We start from the raw sequence: 17,218 nt of genomic DNA on the forward strand, positions 1-17,218 counted from the left end.
CCAGGGGATATGCATGCAATCATCTATCGGTGGCCGCGATACCTCATCTCCCTCTTCCTCATCATCACGTTGAATTTTGCCCTTCCAAGGATGATGCCGGGGGATCCGATAGCCAATCTGATCGGGGAGAGTGCGTACGTCTCTGAAGCAACAATTCTGGAGATTACAGAGACATTAGGACTCAACCGGCCACTTCACGAACAGTTCATACTCTATCTTCAGAGCCTTGCACGGTTCGATCTCGGGTACTCCTACCTGCTGCATGCCGAGGTCTCGTCGATCATCATCGAACGGATGATCTGGACACTGAGCTTTGTTGGTATTGCCACGCTGATAGGTGTGGTCCTTGGTGTTCTGCTCGGTGCGGTCGCAGGAATGAGCCGGTCGAAGAAGAGCTCGCAGCTCTGGACCTATGGATCCATAGCGGTATCAAGCACACCCCCGTACTTCCTCGGACTTATCGCCCTCTCTGTCTTCTCCTTCCATCTCGGCCTCTTCCCCCTGAAGGGAGCTCCGGCAACGGGCGGTATCCTCACATGGCTTCACCACCTTGCTCTTCCGATCGCTGTCCTCGCACTCTTTATCGCCGCTCGAAACTGCCTGATTATGCGGGGGAGTGTCATCCAGGAGCTGCATGAACACTATCCCCTCTATGCCAAGGCAAAAGGCCTGACCGAGGGAATGGTGCTGAGACGGCATATCCTGAAGAACGCATCTCTCCCGGTGATCACACAGATCGCACTCGATATCGGGTTCATCTTCTCGGGTGCCCTTTTTATTGAGATCGTCTTCTCGATGCCGGGAATGGGGATGCTCATCTATGATGCCGTCCTCTCCCGCGACTATCCGATCCTTGAGGGATGTCTCCTTGTGATCGCAATTATGGTTATCCTCGCAAATATTGCGGCGGATATCCTCTACGGTATCATCGATCCACGGATCAGGAGGGGGGAATGAATCGGGGAGGCCTTATCGGAGCTGCCATTCTCTCGATCTTTTTGCTGATGGCAGCTGCCCCCTGGGTCTTTGCCCCCTATGACCCGTACACCCGGTTCACCCCGTATGCAGAACCGGGTCCCGGCCACATCCTTGGAACCAATGATATGGGGCATGATATCCTCTCTGAGCTTATATACAGTGCCCGTGCATCCCTCTTCGTCGGTTTTGTCGCTGCAATACTTGCCACCCTCCTTGGAGTCATCGTGGGTATCATTGCAGGGTACTATCGTGGGTGGATCGAGGATATCCTGATGGGGATAACCGACATCTTCCTGATGGTCCCAAAGATTCCGATGATCATCATCATCGCAGCGTTTCTCGGGCCAGGTATCTGGGTTCTTATTCTGGTCTTTGGTGCGTTTTCCTGGACAGCCATCGCACGTATCGTCAGATCAAAAGTCCTCCAGATCCGCGAGAGCGGATTTGTTCTCAGTGCACGCTGCCTTGGGTTCTCCACCGGATTCATCATGGCGAGAGAGATCGCTCCAAACCTTACGTATATCGTCTTTCCAAAGTTCATGCTCCTTGCTGCATCAGCAATGATCACCGAGGCCTCCATCTCCTTCATCGGCCTTGGCGATCCCTCGATGAAGAGCTGGGGTGTGATGCTCTCATTTGCATTCACGAAAGGGGGATTGCTGAATGGTATGTGGTGGTGGTATATCCCGCCGGGAATCGCCATCTCTCTCTGTGTCATGGCAATTGCCCTCATCGGATACTCCCGTGAGAAGGGGGCTGATATCGGGGTGAGGGGATGAGCAGGATCCTTTCTATCCAGAACCTCTCTGTTTCATTTGTTTCAGGTGAAGAGACGGTCAGGGCGGTAACAGACGTCTCATTCGATCTCTTTGAGGATGAGGTGCTGACACTTGTCGGGGAGACCGGGTGCGGCAAATCGATCATCGCTCATGCGATCTCCGGCCTCCTTCCACCTGATGCGGTTGTTTCTGGAGAAATCCAGTATAAAGAAAAGGATCTCCAGAGCATCCCTGAAGAGGAGCGTGTTCTCCTGCGGGGGTGCGAGATTGGGATTGTCCTGCAGAACCCGTCCCGGGCATTAAATCCTCTCTATACCATCGGCCATCAGATCAGGGAGACGATCCTCAGGCATACGAAGAAGAGTAAAGAGGAGAGTGATGGCATGGTGGCTGGAGCACTCCGCCGGATGGGTTTCTCTCATCCGGATATCGAGATGAAGAGGTACCCTTTTGAGTCATCCGGCGGGATGAACCAGAGGTTCGTCATCGCGTCCTCAACGATCCTCTCACCGGATCTTCTTATTGCAGACGAACCAACAACAGGGCTTGATAGGTCGCGTATTCAGGATGTTATCATCGAGTTTGAACGGATCATGAAGGAGGAGGAGATAGCGATCATCCTCATCACCCATGATCTTGCGGTTGCCCGAAGGCTTGCTGACCGGGTGGGGATTATGTATGCAGGAGAGGTGGTCGAGATGGGGGATGCGGAAAGCATCTTTGAAGAGCCATTTCATCCCTATACAAAAGGGCTCTTTGGAAGCCTGCCGGAGAACGGATGCGTCCCGATCCCGGGAGTCTCGCCACCAATGAGCCGGCCTATCCCCGGATGCCGGTTCCATCCACGGTGCAGTAAAAGAATGGAGATATGTGAGAGAGAACATCCTGAGCCGGGTATGATCGGCGATCGGTTTGTGAGGTGTCATCTGTGCCACTTGCAGTAGAGGATATTGAGAAGATCTATATGCGTGGCCATTTCCGGAAGGTCCCGTTTCATGTGCTCAACGGCGTATCACTGGAGATCAGGGAGGGAGAGACTGTCGGGCTGATGGGAGACTCGGGGTCCGGAAAGAGCACGCTCGGAAGAATCCTCGCCGGGCTTGACAGGCCGACATCTGGGAGGATCCTCTATGAAGGGAGTGACATACACCGGATGGGGAGGGCAGAATTCCGATCCTATCGTCGATCCGTTCAGATGGTCTTTCAGGATCCGGCCAGTGCCTTAAACCCGATGAAGACGATCAGACGATCACTGGAGGATGTCGCGAGGCTTGCCGGGGTAGGGAGTCATGGGATTGAAGAGGCGATCAGGGAGATGCTCGCGGTCGGAGGTCTTGATTCCGAGGTGTTGCGACGGTATCCGGACCAGATTTCCGGAGGGCAGATCCAACGTATTGCCCTTGCACGGGTACTCTTTCACAGGCCATCCTACCTGATCCTGGATGAACCGACATCAGCACTCGATGTATCGGTGCAGGCACAGATCCTTCAGCTGCTCCGCACTATCCAGAAAGAGACAGGAATGGGGTGTCTCTTCATCTCCCATGATGAAGCGGTCGTCAGGTTCATATCAGACCGGGTTGTGAGATTGGCAGACGGAGAGATCTCTTCAGACGAACCGCCGGGCATCTGAGATGACATCAAGGATCACCGGTTTTTCCTGGTTCAGTGCCTCTTCGAGAGCAGGGGCGAGGTCCTGTGGTTCCCGAACCCGTATTCCGATCCCCCCGCAGGCCTCTGCATAGGCGGCAAAGTCCGGGTTCTTCAGGTCGGTTCCGAAGTTTTCGTAATGCTCCATCAGCTGCTCGACCTGGATCATCCCGAGCTCCCGGTTGTTGATGACGATCACAACCATCGGCAGGTCGTACTTCACTGCTGTGACGAAGTCTGCCATCGCCTGCGAGAAGCCTCCATCGCCGGTGATACAGACGACCTTCTTATCAGGGTACGCACATTTTGCCGCAATCGCAGCCGGGAACCCAAATCCCATCGTGCCGAGGTAGCCGCTCATGCAGAACCGCTGCTGCTTCATCCGGAAGTTGCGTCCAAACCACCACTGGTTCTCACCGACATCAAGGGTGATGACGCAGTCGTCAGGGAGGATCTCAGAGAGGACCTTCATGATATAAGGGGGACGGATGGGGAGAGCATCGGGATCTGCCTCACGGGTGCGCTGATCGATCCACTCCTGCTTCATACGGGCGATCTCATCGGTAAGGCCCGGCCGCCGCTTCTCCGTCACCAACCCGGTGAGAAGGGGTATTGTCTGTGAACAGCTCCCCCAGAGCGGTATCGTCCGTGGGCCGATCCCGAGGCGGACCTGATTGGTATCCACCTGGATGATCGGGGTCTCTGTCGGGACGTTGGTGAACTTTGAGAAGCTGACGCCGTAGGTGATGATGAGATCAGCCCGCTCAACGAGGGTGCGGGCCTGCGGAGAGCCGAGCGAGCCGAGGACCCCAATCACACGGGGATGATCCTCGGGGATGAAGCCTTTGGAACGGAAGGTGGTCAGGATCGGGGCATCGATCTTCTCAGCCTGTGCAATGATTGCGTCACCATCTGGGTATGCACCATACCCGGCCAGGATCACCGGATGCTCTGCTGCCAGAATCGCCTCGGCGGCCCGGCGAAGCGATTCATCATCAGGGGTGATCCCCGGCTCGGTGATGACGATCTCCCGGCGGCAGATCGCCGGGTCAAGCCGTTGTTTCTGGATATCGTTTGGGACGGAGAGTTGGGCGACACCATGCCGGAGCCGTGCATACCGGATGGCACGGGAGAGGAGGAGGAGCGTCATCTTTCGATCCGCGATGGTCGTATTGTAGACGGTGATCGGCCGGAAGAAGGCGTCCTGGTCGATCTCCTGCATCCCATACTCGCCGGTATACTGGATCGCAACCTGTCCGTTGATGGAGAGGACGGATGCTCCATCCTCTTTTGCATCATAGAGCCCGGTAGCCAGGTTGGTTGCACCCGGCCCCGCGATGGTGAGGCAGGCGGCTATCTCCCCGGTGAGCTTGTTATAGGCAGATGCGGCCATTGCTGCTGCTGCCTCATGCCGGACAACAATATACCGCATCCGCTCATTCCGCCGGATCGCATCGACAAGCCCGAGGGAGGATGTCCCGGGGAGGCCGAAGACGAGGGTAATCCCGGATGCAAGGAGCTCTTCAATAATGGCATCCGAGACGGTCCTCTCAGACTGGTCATGAGTGATCGCATCCCTCCGGACCATCAGGAACGCAGATCGGGCCGCACCACAGACCGGGCATCGCCAGCTCTCATCAAGTTCGGCAAACCGTGTTCCTGCCAAAGTACCGGTTGCGGGCTCGCCATTCTCTTCATCATACCGGTAATTGCAGACACCGCACCGCCAGATCATCCGGATGGCGGGGCCTGAAGGCTCTTCGGATGGGAGTGCCGAGAATGCATCCTTTCCCGCCGCACAGACCGGGCACCGCCAGTCATGGGGGAGGAGCTGAAAGAGGGTGTGTGGATCTGTTTTGGTTGAAGGCTCACCCGTCTCCTCATCATAGACATAGCCGCAGACTGAACATCGCCATTGTGACATCATCAAACCTCGTATCTCTCAGATGAGCAGATGAGGTAATAGGTCTTGTGGAGGAGGAGCTGAACCATTCATCCATATACCTTAAATAGAAAGAGATTGGAGAATCTGTATGTACGGCTCGATTTTAGGTATCCTGATTGCTGTGGTGATCGCAGTCGCCCTGTACTATCTTCTGAAGAAGGCGGTCTATCTCGTATATAACGCGATCATCGGTATCGTCCTCCTCTTCCTGATCAATCTGATCAACCTGATGGGTATCTTTGGAAGGCCGGATATCCCCATCAACCTTGTGACGATCCTGATCAGCGCAATCGGAGGGATCATCGGGGTTGTTATTGTTATACTTCTCCACATCCTCGGAGTATCACTCTGAGGTTTTTTCTTTTGAGGAATCGTCGAATCAGGTTGTTCGACGATACCACACCTGAAAGGGGGAGGAGAAGAGAGATCGGTAGGGCATTCCCCATTGCCCCTCACCCCTCCAAGCCCCGTCCTTCAGGGCGGGGTAGTTGACAGAAGAGGACGAAGGCATTAATGGTGATATAGGTAAACGGAATACCGATCTTCTGCGCCTCACCGATCATTTCATATGCAAGCTCGGCTTTGGTCTTGAATGCCTGATAATCTTTGGGATTCCTGCGGCATCACAGCGAACAGGATCGGTGATCCAGTCGGCCGGCAGATGCAGCCGATGGTTCAGCAACAATCGATGTTCGTCTTTGACATAAGCCGTAAACACACCAACCAAGTGCTTTCCTGCCTTAGGATATCCGCATTCATCAATCACCAAACCCCCATTTCTTTCGATGGTCTGCCATTCCAGGGTTATGATCCAATCAGTGAGTTTTCGATGATCCCAAGGGGAGTGGGAAAGGAAATGGCTGAATGTCTGGGTATTCACTGAGCTGCAATGTGTTGTAATTGAGGTTCATGTCCGTTGTGAGGAGGAGGTAACAAGATCAACCGTATAATCGAGTGCTGTCTTCCAGTTGTTGTGAGTTTTCGTTGCAAAACAGCTTCTCAGGGACGCCTCTTCAAAGAAGGAGGTGAGAAGAGGGATATGCGAAAAAACGTCTTCAGCGAGCGATTCTACTTCCAGGTTAATGATTCCATTAACACAAACAATATAATTTCAACCACAATATAAAGATCATACTATTTGGCGTCAGCCGTATCTATGTGTAATCTGACATTGTAGAGGTACAGTATTTAATTTTTTAGATTAATATTGGAATAAACAAATATAATAAATACCATTGCGCTTACCTCTCCTCAAGGTGATTACACCATGAATACCTTCGAACAGATCATGCAGAGCCTGGCTAGCATATCAAAAGATGAAAGAGCAAAACTCATCGATGCCCAAAAAGCTCTTTGCATATGCTTCGAGTGCCCATCCTATACGGATTGCGCAAAGAACTCACAAGAGGTTTTTTTCTGCGGGATTGGCCAGAGCTTTACCTGCATCAGCCTGGATAAGGGATGCATTTGTCCGACCTGCCCGGTAACGGCTAATCTCGGTCTTAAGTACAAAGATTATTGCCTTAAGGGTTCAGAAAAGTCACAGAGATACGATCGTACTCTCCGTGAGTCAACAAATATCTGATTATTTTTACGCATTCAGGCCCTGCTGCTGGCAGGGAATTAAAGATAGATTAAAGAGAGGTGGACGAGGATATTCAGGCAGATAGGGAATTTCTCAACCGATGCAGACCGGATCATAAACCGGTATGAAAATGGCCATGCCCCCTTTGCGAAACGCCCGATTCGTTCTGATCGTCGGAGATATGGTTTTATAAGCCAAGTCCAAAGGGGCAGGATCGTCCCTGCACCGTATCCATCCGATCTGGAAAATATGCTACCAGGTATCGCGGAGCATGGCAGAGAAGTCTGGATGAATTGGAAAGCGTCACTCAATTGAACAAGAGTTCGGGAACGCCATGAAGAAATGAGAGATAATACCAGAGAGAAAAGATTAGATGCCACGGCGAACCATGAAGCGACAGTAGTCTATCCCCACCAGCTTTTTCTAAAAAACCCTGCATTGTCCGAGGACCGTCCGGTCGTCATTGCTGAAGATCCCTGGTTCTTCACACGGTATAGGTTTCATGCCCAGAAGCTCGTCCTTCACCGCGCAACTATGAGACGATACCGCGACCACCTTGCTGCAGAAGGGTTCGGTGTCGAATACATCGAAGCAGTTGATCTCGCCGCGAGTTCGGATCTTTTCGTACAGCTTGCCAAAGAGGGTTTTTCAGAAATCCACCTCTGTGATCCAGTGGAAAACGGCCTTATTGATGAGATTGAAAAGGCCTGCCCGATGCAGGGAATCAGGGTGGTCACGTATGAGAGCCCGATGTTCCTCTGCTCGAATGATTATCTTGCAGATTATTACAAGGATAGCAAGAGATTTCACTTTACAAAATTCTACATAGCAGAGAGAAAGCGCCATAAAATCCTGCTTGAGGAGGATGGGAAGCCGGTTGGAAAGAGATGGACGTTTGATACCCTCAACCGCGAATCGCTGCCAAAAGGTTTCCCGGTACCGACCGTCTGGCATCCCGCGGCAAATGAGTATGTCCACGAAGCAGTCAGCTACGTGAAGAAACAGTTCCCGGGTTCCATTGGCAATGGAAACGGATTTACATGGCCGGTTACGTTTGAGGATGCAGACCGATGGTTTGACGATTTCCTTCGTAATCGACTGGTTTTTTTTGGGCGGTACGAAGATGCGATTCAACGAAATGAAACCGTGCTTTTCCATTCCGCGATCAGTCCCCTGCTGAATATCGGCCTTCTTACCCCGGGAAATGTGGTGGATGCAACGCTCAGGTATGCACAGGAGCATGGGATTGCGATTGAGTCCCTCGAGGGGTTTATCCGCCAGATCATCGGCTGGCGAGAGTATATCAGGGCGGTCTATTATATCGCCGGAAAAAAGGAGAAGGCTTCGAACATACTGAAACTGGCACGGCCGGTTCCACACTGTTTCTGGACCGCTTCCACAGGTATCGAACCTGTTGATACCACGATACACCGTGTACTCACCGGTGCCTATTGCCATCATATTGAGCGGCTCATGGTGCTTGGAAACATCATGCTTCTAGCAGGGTTCCACCCAGATCGGGTATATGACTGGTTTTCTGAGCTCTTTATCGATGCCTATGACTGGGTCATGGTACCCAATGTTTATGGTATGAGCCAGTTCGCGGATGGTGGTATGATGAGTTCGAAACCATACATCTCCGGGTCCCGGTATATTCTGAAAATGAGTGACTACCAGAAAGACGCCTGGTGTGGGATCTGGGATGCACTCTACTGGCGCTTCCTCTATGTACACAGAAACCTCCTGAAGCAGAATCCACGTATGGCGCCTTTTATCAGCTATATCGTCCGCATGCCAGAAGAGAAAAGGGAGCAGCTTATCACAAAGGCTGAACAGTATCTCATCTCAATCGGGGAGTGTACTGGAGCATCAATCTCCTTGATGAATGAATGAGGATCTCACAAGAGCTGATAATTTTTCTTCCCGGTATATGTGATGAAGACGTTTTTCTCAGGTATGGTGCTGCAATGGTTTCGCCAATCTGAATAGACCCCCCGTCAAGCTCATCAGCACAAGCTGGTTGTACTTACCGGAATAAAGAATCCGCCGAAAATCAAATTTCTCTACTTGGTCCTTTTGAATATCTCCTGTAAATCTTTCTTCATATTAGAATCCTCCATACATCTCACGAGGGATGGCCGTTATTAGCACTTTGTTCAACATTTATATTACTGCTTCAGAAAAGGCAATCCCGGAACACTTTCACCCTCCGTGGTATGGTTTTTATTGCGTTTTAGGAATATGAATGATATGAACGGAACAAGGTGATATACATGAATCTTTCAGCACCAGATGTACTGGATATCGATCCAAAAGAGGTCGTCTATGTCTCATTTGTCGGAAATTATATCGGAAATGCGAGCGTTTTTGAAAAACTGTTTGGCACGCTCTGCGGATGGGCAGGCGACAAGCATATGTTCGGGCCGGAGACCCGGCTTCTCTCCGCCTATTACGACGACCCCGATACGACCCCTCCGGAAGAGCTGAGGGTCGATGTCTGTATGACGATCCCCCCCGGAATTGAGATCCCTCTGGACGGGGAGATACAGAGGCAGACACTTCCCGGAGGAAAATATGCCGTGATGCGGGCCGAACTCACCGGACCCGAGGAGTACAGCCCCGCATGGTATGCAATCGCCGGATGGATCAACGAGAATAACCTTGAACTCGATCTCTCACGGCCGGGATATGAGATCTATCTCAACTCTCCGGATGAGGACCCGGAGAAGCTCCACCGTGTTGAGATCTGCCTGGCCCTCAAATAATGGGGGGAGGCAGGACCATGCATACTGGGGGAGAGGGGCGTCCGCCCCTTCACACCGGATCTGAACCCGAATACTCAGCCCCTTAATTCTGCCATCCGAAGCCCGTTTGCAACAGCAAGCAGCTCAGAAACTTCATGCAGGATAACCGCCACCGCGACCCCCATAATTCCCAGTGCTGCTGCCGGTATCATCAGGCCAAGGACAATACAGGAGAAGATGATATTCTGCCCGATGATCGACCGGGACTTCTTTCCATATTGGATGGCGTCTGGAATTCTGCCAAGATCATCAGCCATCAGGGCAACATCCGCCGCCTCAATCGCCACATCACTTCCAATCGCTCCCATCGCGATCCCGACGGTCGCTTCAGCGAGCGCTGGAGCGTCATTGATCCCGTCACCGACCATCATCACACCGCCATATCTCTCTTTCAGGCGGCGAATTTCTGCGATCTTCTCCTCAGGCAGAAGCCCGGATCGCACCTCGGTAATACCCAGAGAGGAGGCAACTGCATCTGCCGTCTCTTTCGTATCGCCGGTGAGCATGATAACAGCAACATCCATCCTCCTGAGTTCTTCAAAGACGGCTGATGCCACCGGACGGATCTGGTCACGGAGGGCGATTGCGCCATAGATCTCATGCTCCGTGCCAACAAGAACAACCGTCTTCCCTTCATTTCTGAGTGTGTCAATCACAGAGATCTGATGGGAGGTCACGGGAAAGAGATCCGGACGGCCGACAGAGATCTGCTCTCCGCGAATCATTGCATGAACACCGGTCCCGTTTGTGACACAGCCGTCAGTGATCTCATAACGAGCGAAGCCACGATCCTCTGCTTCTTTCCGTATTGCTGATGCAAGCGGGTGTGTTGAGCAGTGCTCAACGGATGCGGCATACCGAAGTGTCTCCTCCTCACTCCTCGCAAAGGAGATGACATCGGTTATTCCGGGAGTGCCGGTTGTGAGTGTGCCTGTTTTATCAAAAGCGACCGCACGGACCGTTCCGAGATTCTCAAGATGGATTCCTCCCTTGATGAGGATGCCCCGGCGCCCTGCAGTACCGATACCGGCAGCAACGGCTACTGGTGTTGAGATGACGAGGGCACAGGGGGCCGCCGCGATAAGAAGAACGATGGCACGATACAGGTACTCATCCCATCCGTACCCGAGTGTTCCTGGAACGATGACGAGAAGAACAGCTGCAATGAAGACAAGCGGAGTATAGCGTTCACCAAACCGCTCGATGAAGCGTTGTGTCCTGCCCTTCCTCTCCTGTGCCTCCTGAACCTGGTGAATCATTTTTGAGATTGAGTTTTCTTTGTATGGTGCCGTCACCTCCACGATCAGCATCCCTGTATGGTTCCCGGTCGCAGCAAAGACCGGATCACCGGGAGAGCGTCGAACAGACAGGGATTCTCCGGTAACCGCCGCCTCATCAACCTCGGAGATCCCTGACAGGATGATGCCATCGGTTGGGATCATCTCACCGGGGCGGACAACAAAATGATCCCCGGGGAGGAGTTCTTCAGCCGGTATGGTGACTTCATTTCCACTTTGAATCACCCGTGCCTCTTTTGGAGCAAGCTTGAGAAGCTCCCGGATTGATGAGTGGGTTTTGGCGAAGGTATATCCCTCAATACCCTCTGCAATTCCATAGAGAACGACCAGAATCGCCGCTTCGTCAAAGAGACCAAGTGCTATTGCACCTGAGGTGGCCGCAATCATCAGGAATTCGATACCGATCCTCCGGTGTTGAACCAGCTCCTCGACTCCCTCTCGTGCCCAGTGATAGCCGCCAAGAAGGATGGCGATCCCAAAGAGCGGGAGCCCCATCCACCCGTCTATGACTGATACATAAAGGAGAATACCATGTATCAGCACCAGCACCCCTGCCAGAAGGGCATTCCTCAACGGAGGAAACAGATACCAGGGTCCGTTATAGTCGATACGACAACAGCAATGTCCCATGTCAGACCTCGCACTTCATCTATAGAACCAGATACACTTTTTATACCAATAAACCAGAACGTTACTCAAAGGATATCTGGTTTCCATGACGCAAGAGAATCTCCCTCAGGATATCTGCTTCTGCCCACTCTATGGGCTCCTCGATGTGATAGGAAAGAAATGGGCGCTTTTGATCATCGCACTTCTTGGTAATGATCATGAGATGGGCTTTAATATGCTCAGGAAAAGCCTCAGCGGGATCAGTCCAAAGACCCTCTCTGAAACCCTGAAACGTCTGGAGGAGAACGGGCTTGTTACCCGGACCGTAGTGGGTACATCCCCTCCAACGGTCAGATATTCTCTTACACCCGAAGGAGCCAGCCTCAGGGAGCTGCTCATCCCGATGCTTCGGTGGGTCGCAGAGCATGGGGGCCATGAAGCGGACTGGTGCCCGGTTCGGTCGCATCCGGGGATAAAGGATTCCTGAAACCAGTCACAGGTTTATTCGCGGTCTCTTCTCCTCTGATGAAAAAGTTTGAGAGAGGGATCCACATAACAACTATTTTATAATAAAGTATCAATGATATATTCCTTACACATAATGAGAGTGATTTCCATGATAGAAAAATTTTCTAACAGCCATCTTCTGCTGCTTACCTGCATCCTTGTCATAAGCTTTTCATTCGGTGCAGGATGCATCGAATCGTCAAAATCCGCTTCCGGTGGGGATACCTTCTGGACAGGGGTATGGAACAGTACAGCAGATGGAACAGGAGTACTGACGTTGGTACAGGATGAGGAGGCGGTCTCGGGGACCTACAACAGATCTGATGCAGATCCTGTCATAGTATCAGGAATACTATCAGAAGACAGGTACATGCTGACAGGGAGATGGGAGGGCGACAGTGCTGAAGGACCATTCGAACTTGCCATGGAGAGGGGGCTGGCTGGCTTCAGCGGCTGGTTGATGAATGAGACAGTATCCGGGGAGGCAATGAAAATTCCATGGAACGGTACAAGAACAACTCCTCTGAAAGTATCGTGGACCGGTATCTGGAAGGACGAGGTTGAAGGGGTCGGGGAGATGAAGCTCCATCAGGCAGGGAACACAGTAAAAGGAACATACGGATATGATTCTGATTATGGTGCCATTTCCGGGACGCTATCAGGCGGAGGATACATCCTCACAGGCAGATGGTACGAGGATGGGGCCGAAGGGGATTTTTCGTTTACGATGACACCCCGACAGGATGCCTTCAGCGGATGGTGGATAGATGACGTCTCATCCGGTGATACAACCAAACATCCATGGAATGGTATCAGGTCTTTGCCATAAGGCTCACCGGTATCGTATATGCGGATCGAGCCTGACGAGGATGAGCCTGAGTCTTGGCAATGACAATGAAAAAAATTTATCATCTGATATACCGTAGAAAGCATATGTCACATACCGGATCTGATACCACTCAGATCTCAATCCTTTATGTGGACGATGAACCGCCGTTCCTTGAGATAGGCAGGTTATTTCTTGAGAGGCGCAATGGAATCCGGGTTGCAACCCTTGAGTCAGCATACGATGCACTCCGGGAGCTTGAGACGAGATCCTATGATGTGATCATCTCTGATTACCAGATGCCGGGGATGAACGGAATCGCTTTTTTAAAGGCGCTCAGGGAGAGGGGCGACAGCACCCCGTTTATCATCTTCACCGGGAGAGGGCGGGAAGAGGTCGTCATTGAAGCATACGAGGAGGGTGCTGACTTCTATATTCAGAAAGGCGGTGATCCGGGATCCCAGTTTGCCGAGCTTGAGAAGAAGATCAGAAAGGCTGTTGATCTTCACAGGGCAGAGAAGGCCGTCACGGAGAGCGAAGAGAAGTACCGGACACTGGTTGACCGGGCAAGCCAGATGCTCTTCCTCCATGATCAACACGGTGCAATCCTCGATGTGAACCAGAAATCGGTTCAATGCACCGGATACAGCCGTGAAGAGCTCCTCTCGATGAATGTCACGGATATCGACCCTGATGTAGAGAGGCGGGGAGATAAACGGTGGCTCTGGCAGGAGGCGCCAGTCCTGGAAGAGCTGATCTTTGAGACACGGCACCAGCGCAAAGATGGATCCATCTATCCTGCCGAGGTTCATGCAACACGTGTGGATATCGCCGGCGAGCCCTGCATCCTGGGACTTGCAGCCGACATCACAAGCCGCAAACTCGAGGAGGCGACACTCCGGGAGAACGAGGAAAAGTTGCAGGGCATCCTCAACAATCTCCAGGACATCTACTACAGGACCGACTCCGAGGGGATGATCATGATGGTGAACCACTCAGCAGCGTCCATCTTAGGCTTCCCATCAGTTGATGAGATTATTGGAAGGGCCGCTTCTGATTTCTGGGCAGATCCTGAAGAACGCAAGAAGATGCTGAGGCGGATTGCAGATGAGGATAATGTTTCCGATTATGAGGCGACACTCAGAAAGGCAGACGGAACCCTCTTTCCTGTCTCAGTATCCTCTCGTCTCCTCTTTGAAAATCCGGGAAATCCGGTCGGGGTTGAAGGGATCATACGCGATATCACCCGGAGAAAAAAGGCTGAGGAGAGACTCAGGGAGAGTGAGGAGAAGTTCAGAACTCTTGTTGAGAATGCATTCGATGGCATTCTCATTGCCGACTTCTCAGGGAATATCCTGTTTTGTAACCACTCTGCCGCAAGGATTGTCGATGTACCAGATCCCGGGAGGATGATCGGGACAAGAAACGTGATGGAATTCATTGCACCGGATTCAAAGGAAGGTGTTATCCAGGACTTTCGCCAGGTTGCTTTGGGAATCGATGCATACCTCGTCAATTACCAGCTGATCACTGATTCGGATCGCATGATCTGGGTGGAGTGTATCGGGAGACGGATCGAGTATGAAGGCAAATCTTCGATGATCATCTCGATGCGTGACATCACCCGCCGGAAAGAGGCATATTTTGAACTCGAAACGACACAACAACGACTGAAAGAGGCGCATCAGCTGGCGGAGATCGGGGTATGGGACTGGATCATGGAGACAGACAGCATGACCTGGTCTGAAGAGCTCTACGTTATTGCAGGGAGAGATCCGGCCCTTCCCGCACTGAACTATAAAGAACATCAACCACTCTACACTCCGGCAAGTTGGGATCATCTCAAACAAGCGATTCATAGGACACTGGAGGCAGGTGAGCCCTTCAAGCTTGAACTTGAGATGGTCCGTCCGGATGGCACGATACGAAATGTGCATGCACTCGGCCGCCAGAGCCTTGATATCAACGGCAATTGCATCGGGCTTCATGGAGCGGTGCAGGATATCACCGAACGGAAACGAATCGAGGAGGAATTGCAGAAGATCTCTCTCTATACCCGCGGGCTTATCGAAGCAAGTCTTGATCCGCTGGTCACCATCAGCCCGGAAGGCCTGATCACGGATGTGAACCAGGCTACAGAAATAGTGACTGGTTTTTCACGAAAAGAGCTTATTGGAAGTGATTTTGCAGATTACTTCACCGAGCCCGATCAGGCAGGGAGAGGATATGCCGAAGCGTTTACATCCGGATTTGTGAAGGATTATCCACTCACCATTCGCCACCGTTCCGGCAGGACAACGGATGTCCTCTATAATGCACGTGTCTATACAGACCAGTCAGGTACTGTACAGGGTGTCTTTGCCGCCGCACGTGACATCACTGAACGGAGAATCGCAGAAGACGCCCTCCAGACAGCCAATCATAAGCTGCAGATCCTCTCGTCAATCACCCGGCATGATATCCTGAACAAGATAATGATCCTTCAGGCATACCTTGACCTGACAATCGAAGAGATCGATGATCCAAAGCTTTCGGCGTATCTGAGTGAGATAGATCGGGCAGGCAGTGAGATCCAACGGCAGATCGAATTCACCAGGACATACGAAGAGCTCGGGGTGAAGAAAGCAGCGTGGCAGGGAATCGAGGAACTTATTACGAGAATCCCCGATTGCACTATCCCCGTTTCTGCAGATTGCCACGGTTACCAGGTGCTTGCTGATCCGATGATCGAGAGGGTTTTTTCCAACCTGATGGATAATACTCTCCGGCATGCGGAGGCGGCGGACCGGGTGGAAGTGCGGTGTGAGGAACAGAACGGCGATCTTCTGATCATCTGGCAGGATGACGGACCCGGCGTTCCTGACGACCTGAAGGAAGAGATCTTCAAACAGGGATATGGAAAGAATACCGGATTTGGCCTATTCCTTGCACGGGAGATCCTGGCAATCACCGGGATAACAATTCATGAAATCGGCGTACACGGAGAGGGGGCGAGGTTTGAGATCTGGGTACCGGCAGGGGTATGGAAGACGAAGAGGTGAGATCCGGAGATCCATCAGCTCTGATCCCATGACGCTCATCTTCGAGGGAAGGTGAGTGCCGGTTCCTACTTTCTCCAGAGCTCATTCTTCATAATTTCCTCCTTACAATGGGGGCAGAGGTACGTCTCATCTTCCACTCCAGTTCTGGTCTCCCTTTTCATCGCTTCGGTGAACCCGGATGCCAGGATACCCGCGGGAAGAGCGAAGATTCCGATACCGATGAGGGCAATAATCGTCCCAAGCATCTTTCCAAGCGGAGTGATCGGGACAACATCGCCATACCCGACCGTTGTCAGGGTGATCACTCCCCACCACATTGCAGCCGGTATGCTCGCAAAGGCTTCCGGCTGTGCCATTTTCTCGATCTCATACATCAGGGTTCCTGCGATGAAGAGGGCAATACCCAGGACGAGATATGTGGTGATGAGGGTGTCTTTTTCAGATTTGATCACCCTGATGATCAGGTTAATCGATTCAGAATACCGGAGCAGCTTGAAGAGACGGAAGATCCTCAGAACGACGAGTCCGGTCAGGTTAATCCCGAAGAGAAGAAGGAGGATGAACGGCAGGATAACGATGAGATCGATAAGGGCGTACGGGGTCATCGCCCATTTCAGCCTCCCGAGGAGAGGCTTTCGATAGATCGGATCGGCGGCGGAGGCCCAGATTCGAATGATATACTCATAGATGAAGATCATCAGGGTGATGCCTGTGATGCTCCAGAGGGCATTATAAAAAGGAAGGCTGATCTCCTGCAGCTGGGAGACGCTAAGGAGGATCATCGCCAGGAGATTGGCAAGGATCGCTATGGTGATGAAGAGGCCAAAAAGATAGCTCCCTTCGGTGCCACGCGATACCGGCTCCATGATATCATAGACCCGTTTCCGGATTGACGAGTAATTCAATGAGCGGACCATAGCTACCCACCCGGGCTTCATCATCCGGGGTTTCGGATCAACATCCGGAAATGCAGAACCTCTGATCCTGGAGTGTCCTCCCTGTTGTCACACCTCTGATGCAAAGATCATCCCTCTCTGATGATACCCGTTCATTCCCTCATCGTTTTTTATATTGTAGGACTTACGCACAATTTTAGTTGAGCCAAAAGATCAATATATTAGTAAAGCATAAAATAATGCGTGTCAAAGCAGTATCAAGTAACTGACACGGATTACATACATTTCCTCGTTGCAGCT

The 17,218-nt window shown here is 52.0% G+C and carries 15 protein-coding genes; 11 read left to right on the forward strand and 4 right to left on the reverse strand.

The annotated features are described in order from the left end of the window. The first annotated feature begins 9 nt into the window (after positions 1-9). From J2T58_RS01580 to J2T58_RS01595, 4 genes are read left to right on the forward strand one after another with little or no spacing between them, the layout of a single operon-like run. Positions 10-957 (forward strand): ABC transporter permease, encoded by a 948-nt coding sequence (locus J2T58_RS01580; protein ID WP_253486887.1) that lies wholly within the window; start codon positions 10-12, stop codon positions 955-957. Next, positions 954-1,757, forward strand: coding sequence for an ABC transporter permease (locus J2T58_RS01585; RefSeq protein ID WP_253486888.1), 804 nt, complete (start codon positions 954-956; stop codon positions 1,755-1,757). Before J2T58_RS01580 ends, J2T58_RS01585 begins: the two co-directional genes overlap by 4 nt. Next, complete coding sequence (locus J2T58_RS01590) at positions 1,754-2,701, forward strand: ABC transporter ATP-binding protein (RefSeq protein WP_253486890.1); 948 nt, start codon at positions 1,754-1,756, stop codon at positions 2,699-2,701. Before J2T58_RS01585 ends, J2T58_RS01590 begins: the two co-directional genes overlap by 4 nt. Continuing rightward, positions 2,686-3,390: an ABC transporter ATP-binding protein gene (locus J2T58_RS01595; RefSeq protein ID WP_253486892.1), complete on the forward strand. Its 705-nt coding sequence runs from the start codon at positions 2,686-2,688 to the stop codon at positions 3,388-3,390. Before J2T58_RS01590 ends, J2T58_RS01595 begins: the two co-directional genes overlap by 16 nt. Here the strand turns inward: J2T58_RS01595 and J2T58_RS01600 are convergent. Further along, positions 3,367-5,334, reverse strand: a complete 1,968-nt coding sequence (locus tag J2T58_RS01600) for a thiamine pyrophosphate-dependent enzyme (RefSeq protein ID WP_253486894.1) — start codon at positions 5,332-5,334, stop codon at positions 3,367-3,369. The two genes, J2T58_RS01595 and J2T58_RS01600, sit on opposite strands and share 24 nt — an antisense overlap. A gap of 106 nt (positions 5,335-5,440) precedes the next feature. On the opposite strand from J2T58_RS01600, the gene J2T58_RS01605 reads away from it, so the two are divergent. Then, entirely contained in the window at positions 5,441-5,704 is a 264-nt protein-coding gene (locus J2T58_RS01605; protein WP_253486896.1) for a pro-sigmaK processing inhibitor BofA family protein, read from the forward strand. 207 nt (positions 5,705-5,911) lie between these two features. Here the strand turns inward: J2T58_RS01605 and J2T58_RS11175 are convergent, their stop codons facing one another. Then, entirely contained in the window at positions 5,912-6,232 is a 321-nt protein-coding gene (locus J2T58_RS11175; RefSeq protein ID WP_366518425.1) for a transposase, read from the reverse strand. Positions 6,233-6,640: 408 nt separating this feature from the next. Here J2T58_RS11175 and J2T58_RS01615 point away from each other — a divergent pair, with 408 nt between their 5' ends. The 3 genes from J2T58_RS01615 (at position 6,641) to J2T58_RS01625 (ending at position 9,702) form a co-directional block, all read left to right on the forward strand. Further along, positions 6,641-6,937: a DUF2769 domain-containing protein gene (locus tag J2T58_RS01615; protein ID WP_253486931.1), complete on the forward strand. Its 297-nt coding sequence runs from the start codon at positions 6,641-6,643 to the stop codon at positions 6,935-6,937. Positions 6,938-7,279: 342 nt separating this feature from the next. After that, complete coding sequence (locus J2T58_RS01620; RefSeq protein ID WP_301287427.1) at positions 7,280-8,830, forward strand: cryptochrome/photolyase family protein; 1,551 nt, start codon at positions 7,280-7,282, stop codon at positions 8,828-8,830. Between the two features lie 380 nt (positions 8,831-9,210). Further along, entirely contained in the window at positions 9,211-9,702 is a 492-nt protein-coding gene (locus tag J2T58_RS01625; RefSeq protein WP_253486901.1) for an AraC family transcriptional regulator, read from the forward strand. Positions 9,703-9,776: 74 nt separating this feature from the next. On the opposite strand, the gene J2T58_RS01630 is transcribed toward J2T58_RS01625, so the two are convergent. Continuing rightward, positions 9,777-11,669: a heavy metal translocating P-type ATPase gene (locus J2T58_RS01630; protein WP_253486903.1), complete on the reverse strand. Its 1,893-nt coding sequence runs from the start codon at positions 11,667-11,669 to the stop codon at positions 9,777-9,779. Between the two features lie 85 nt (positions 11,670-11,754). Here J2T58_RS01630 and J2T58_RS01635 point away from each other — a divergent pair, with 85 nt between their 5' ends. The 3 genes from J2T58_RS01635 to J2T58_RS01645 all read left to right on the forward strand — a co-directional run bounded on the left by J2T58_RS01635 (position 11,755) and on the right by J2T58_RS01645 (position 16,022). Next, complete coding sequence (locus J2T58_RS01635; RefSeq protein WP_253486906.1) at positions 11,755-12,135, forward strand: winged helix-turn-helix transcriptional regulator; 381 nt, start codon at positions 11,755-11,757, stop codon at positions 12,133-12,135. 129 nt (positions 12,136-12,264) lie between these two features. Further along, positions 12,265-12,984, forward strand: a complete 720-nt coding sequence (locus tag J2T58_RS01640; protein WP_253486907.1) for a hypothetical protein — start codon at positions 12,265-12,267, stop codon at positions 12,982-12,984. Between the two features lie 104 nt (positions 12,985-13,088). Further along, positions 13,089-16,022: a PAS domain S-box protein gene (locus J2T58_RS01645; protein WP_253486908.1), complete on the forward strand. Its 2,934-nt coding sequence runs from the start codon at positions 13,089-13,091 to the stop codon at positions 16,020-16,022. A 65-nt stretch (positions 16,023-16,087) separates the two neighbouring features. Here J2T58_RS01645 and J2T58_RS01650 read toward each other — a convergent pair whose 3' ends face one another. After that, positions 16,088-16,939, reverse strand: a complete 852-nt coding sequence (locus tag J2T58_RS01650) for an ion transporter (RefSeq protein ID WP_253486909.1) — start codon at positions 16,937-16,939, stop codon at positions 16,088-16,090. Between the last annotated feature and the right edge of the window lie 279 nt (positions 16,940-17,218).

This window comes from Methanocalculus alkaliphilus (assembly GCF_024170505.1).
GTDB lineage: Archaea > Halobacteriota > Methanomicrobia > Methanomicrobiales > Methanocorpusculaceae > Methanocalculus > Methanocalculus alkaliphilus.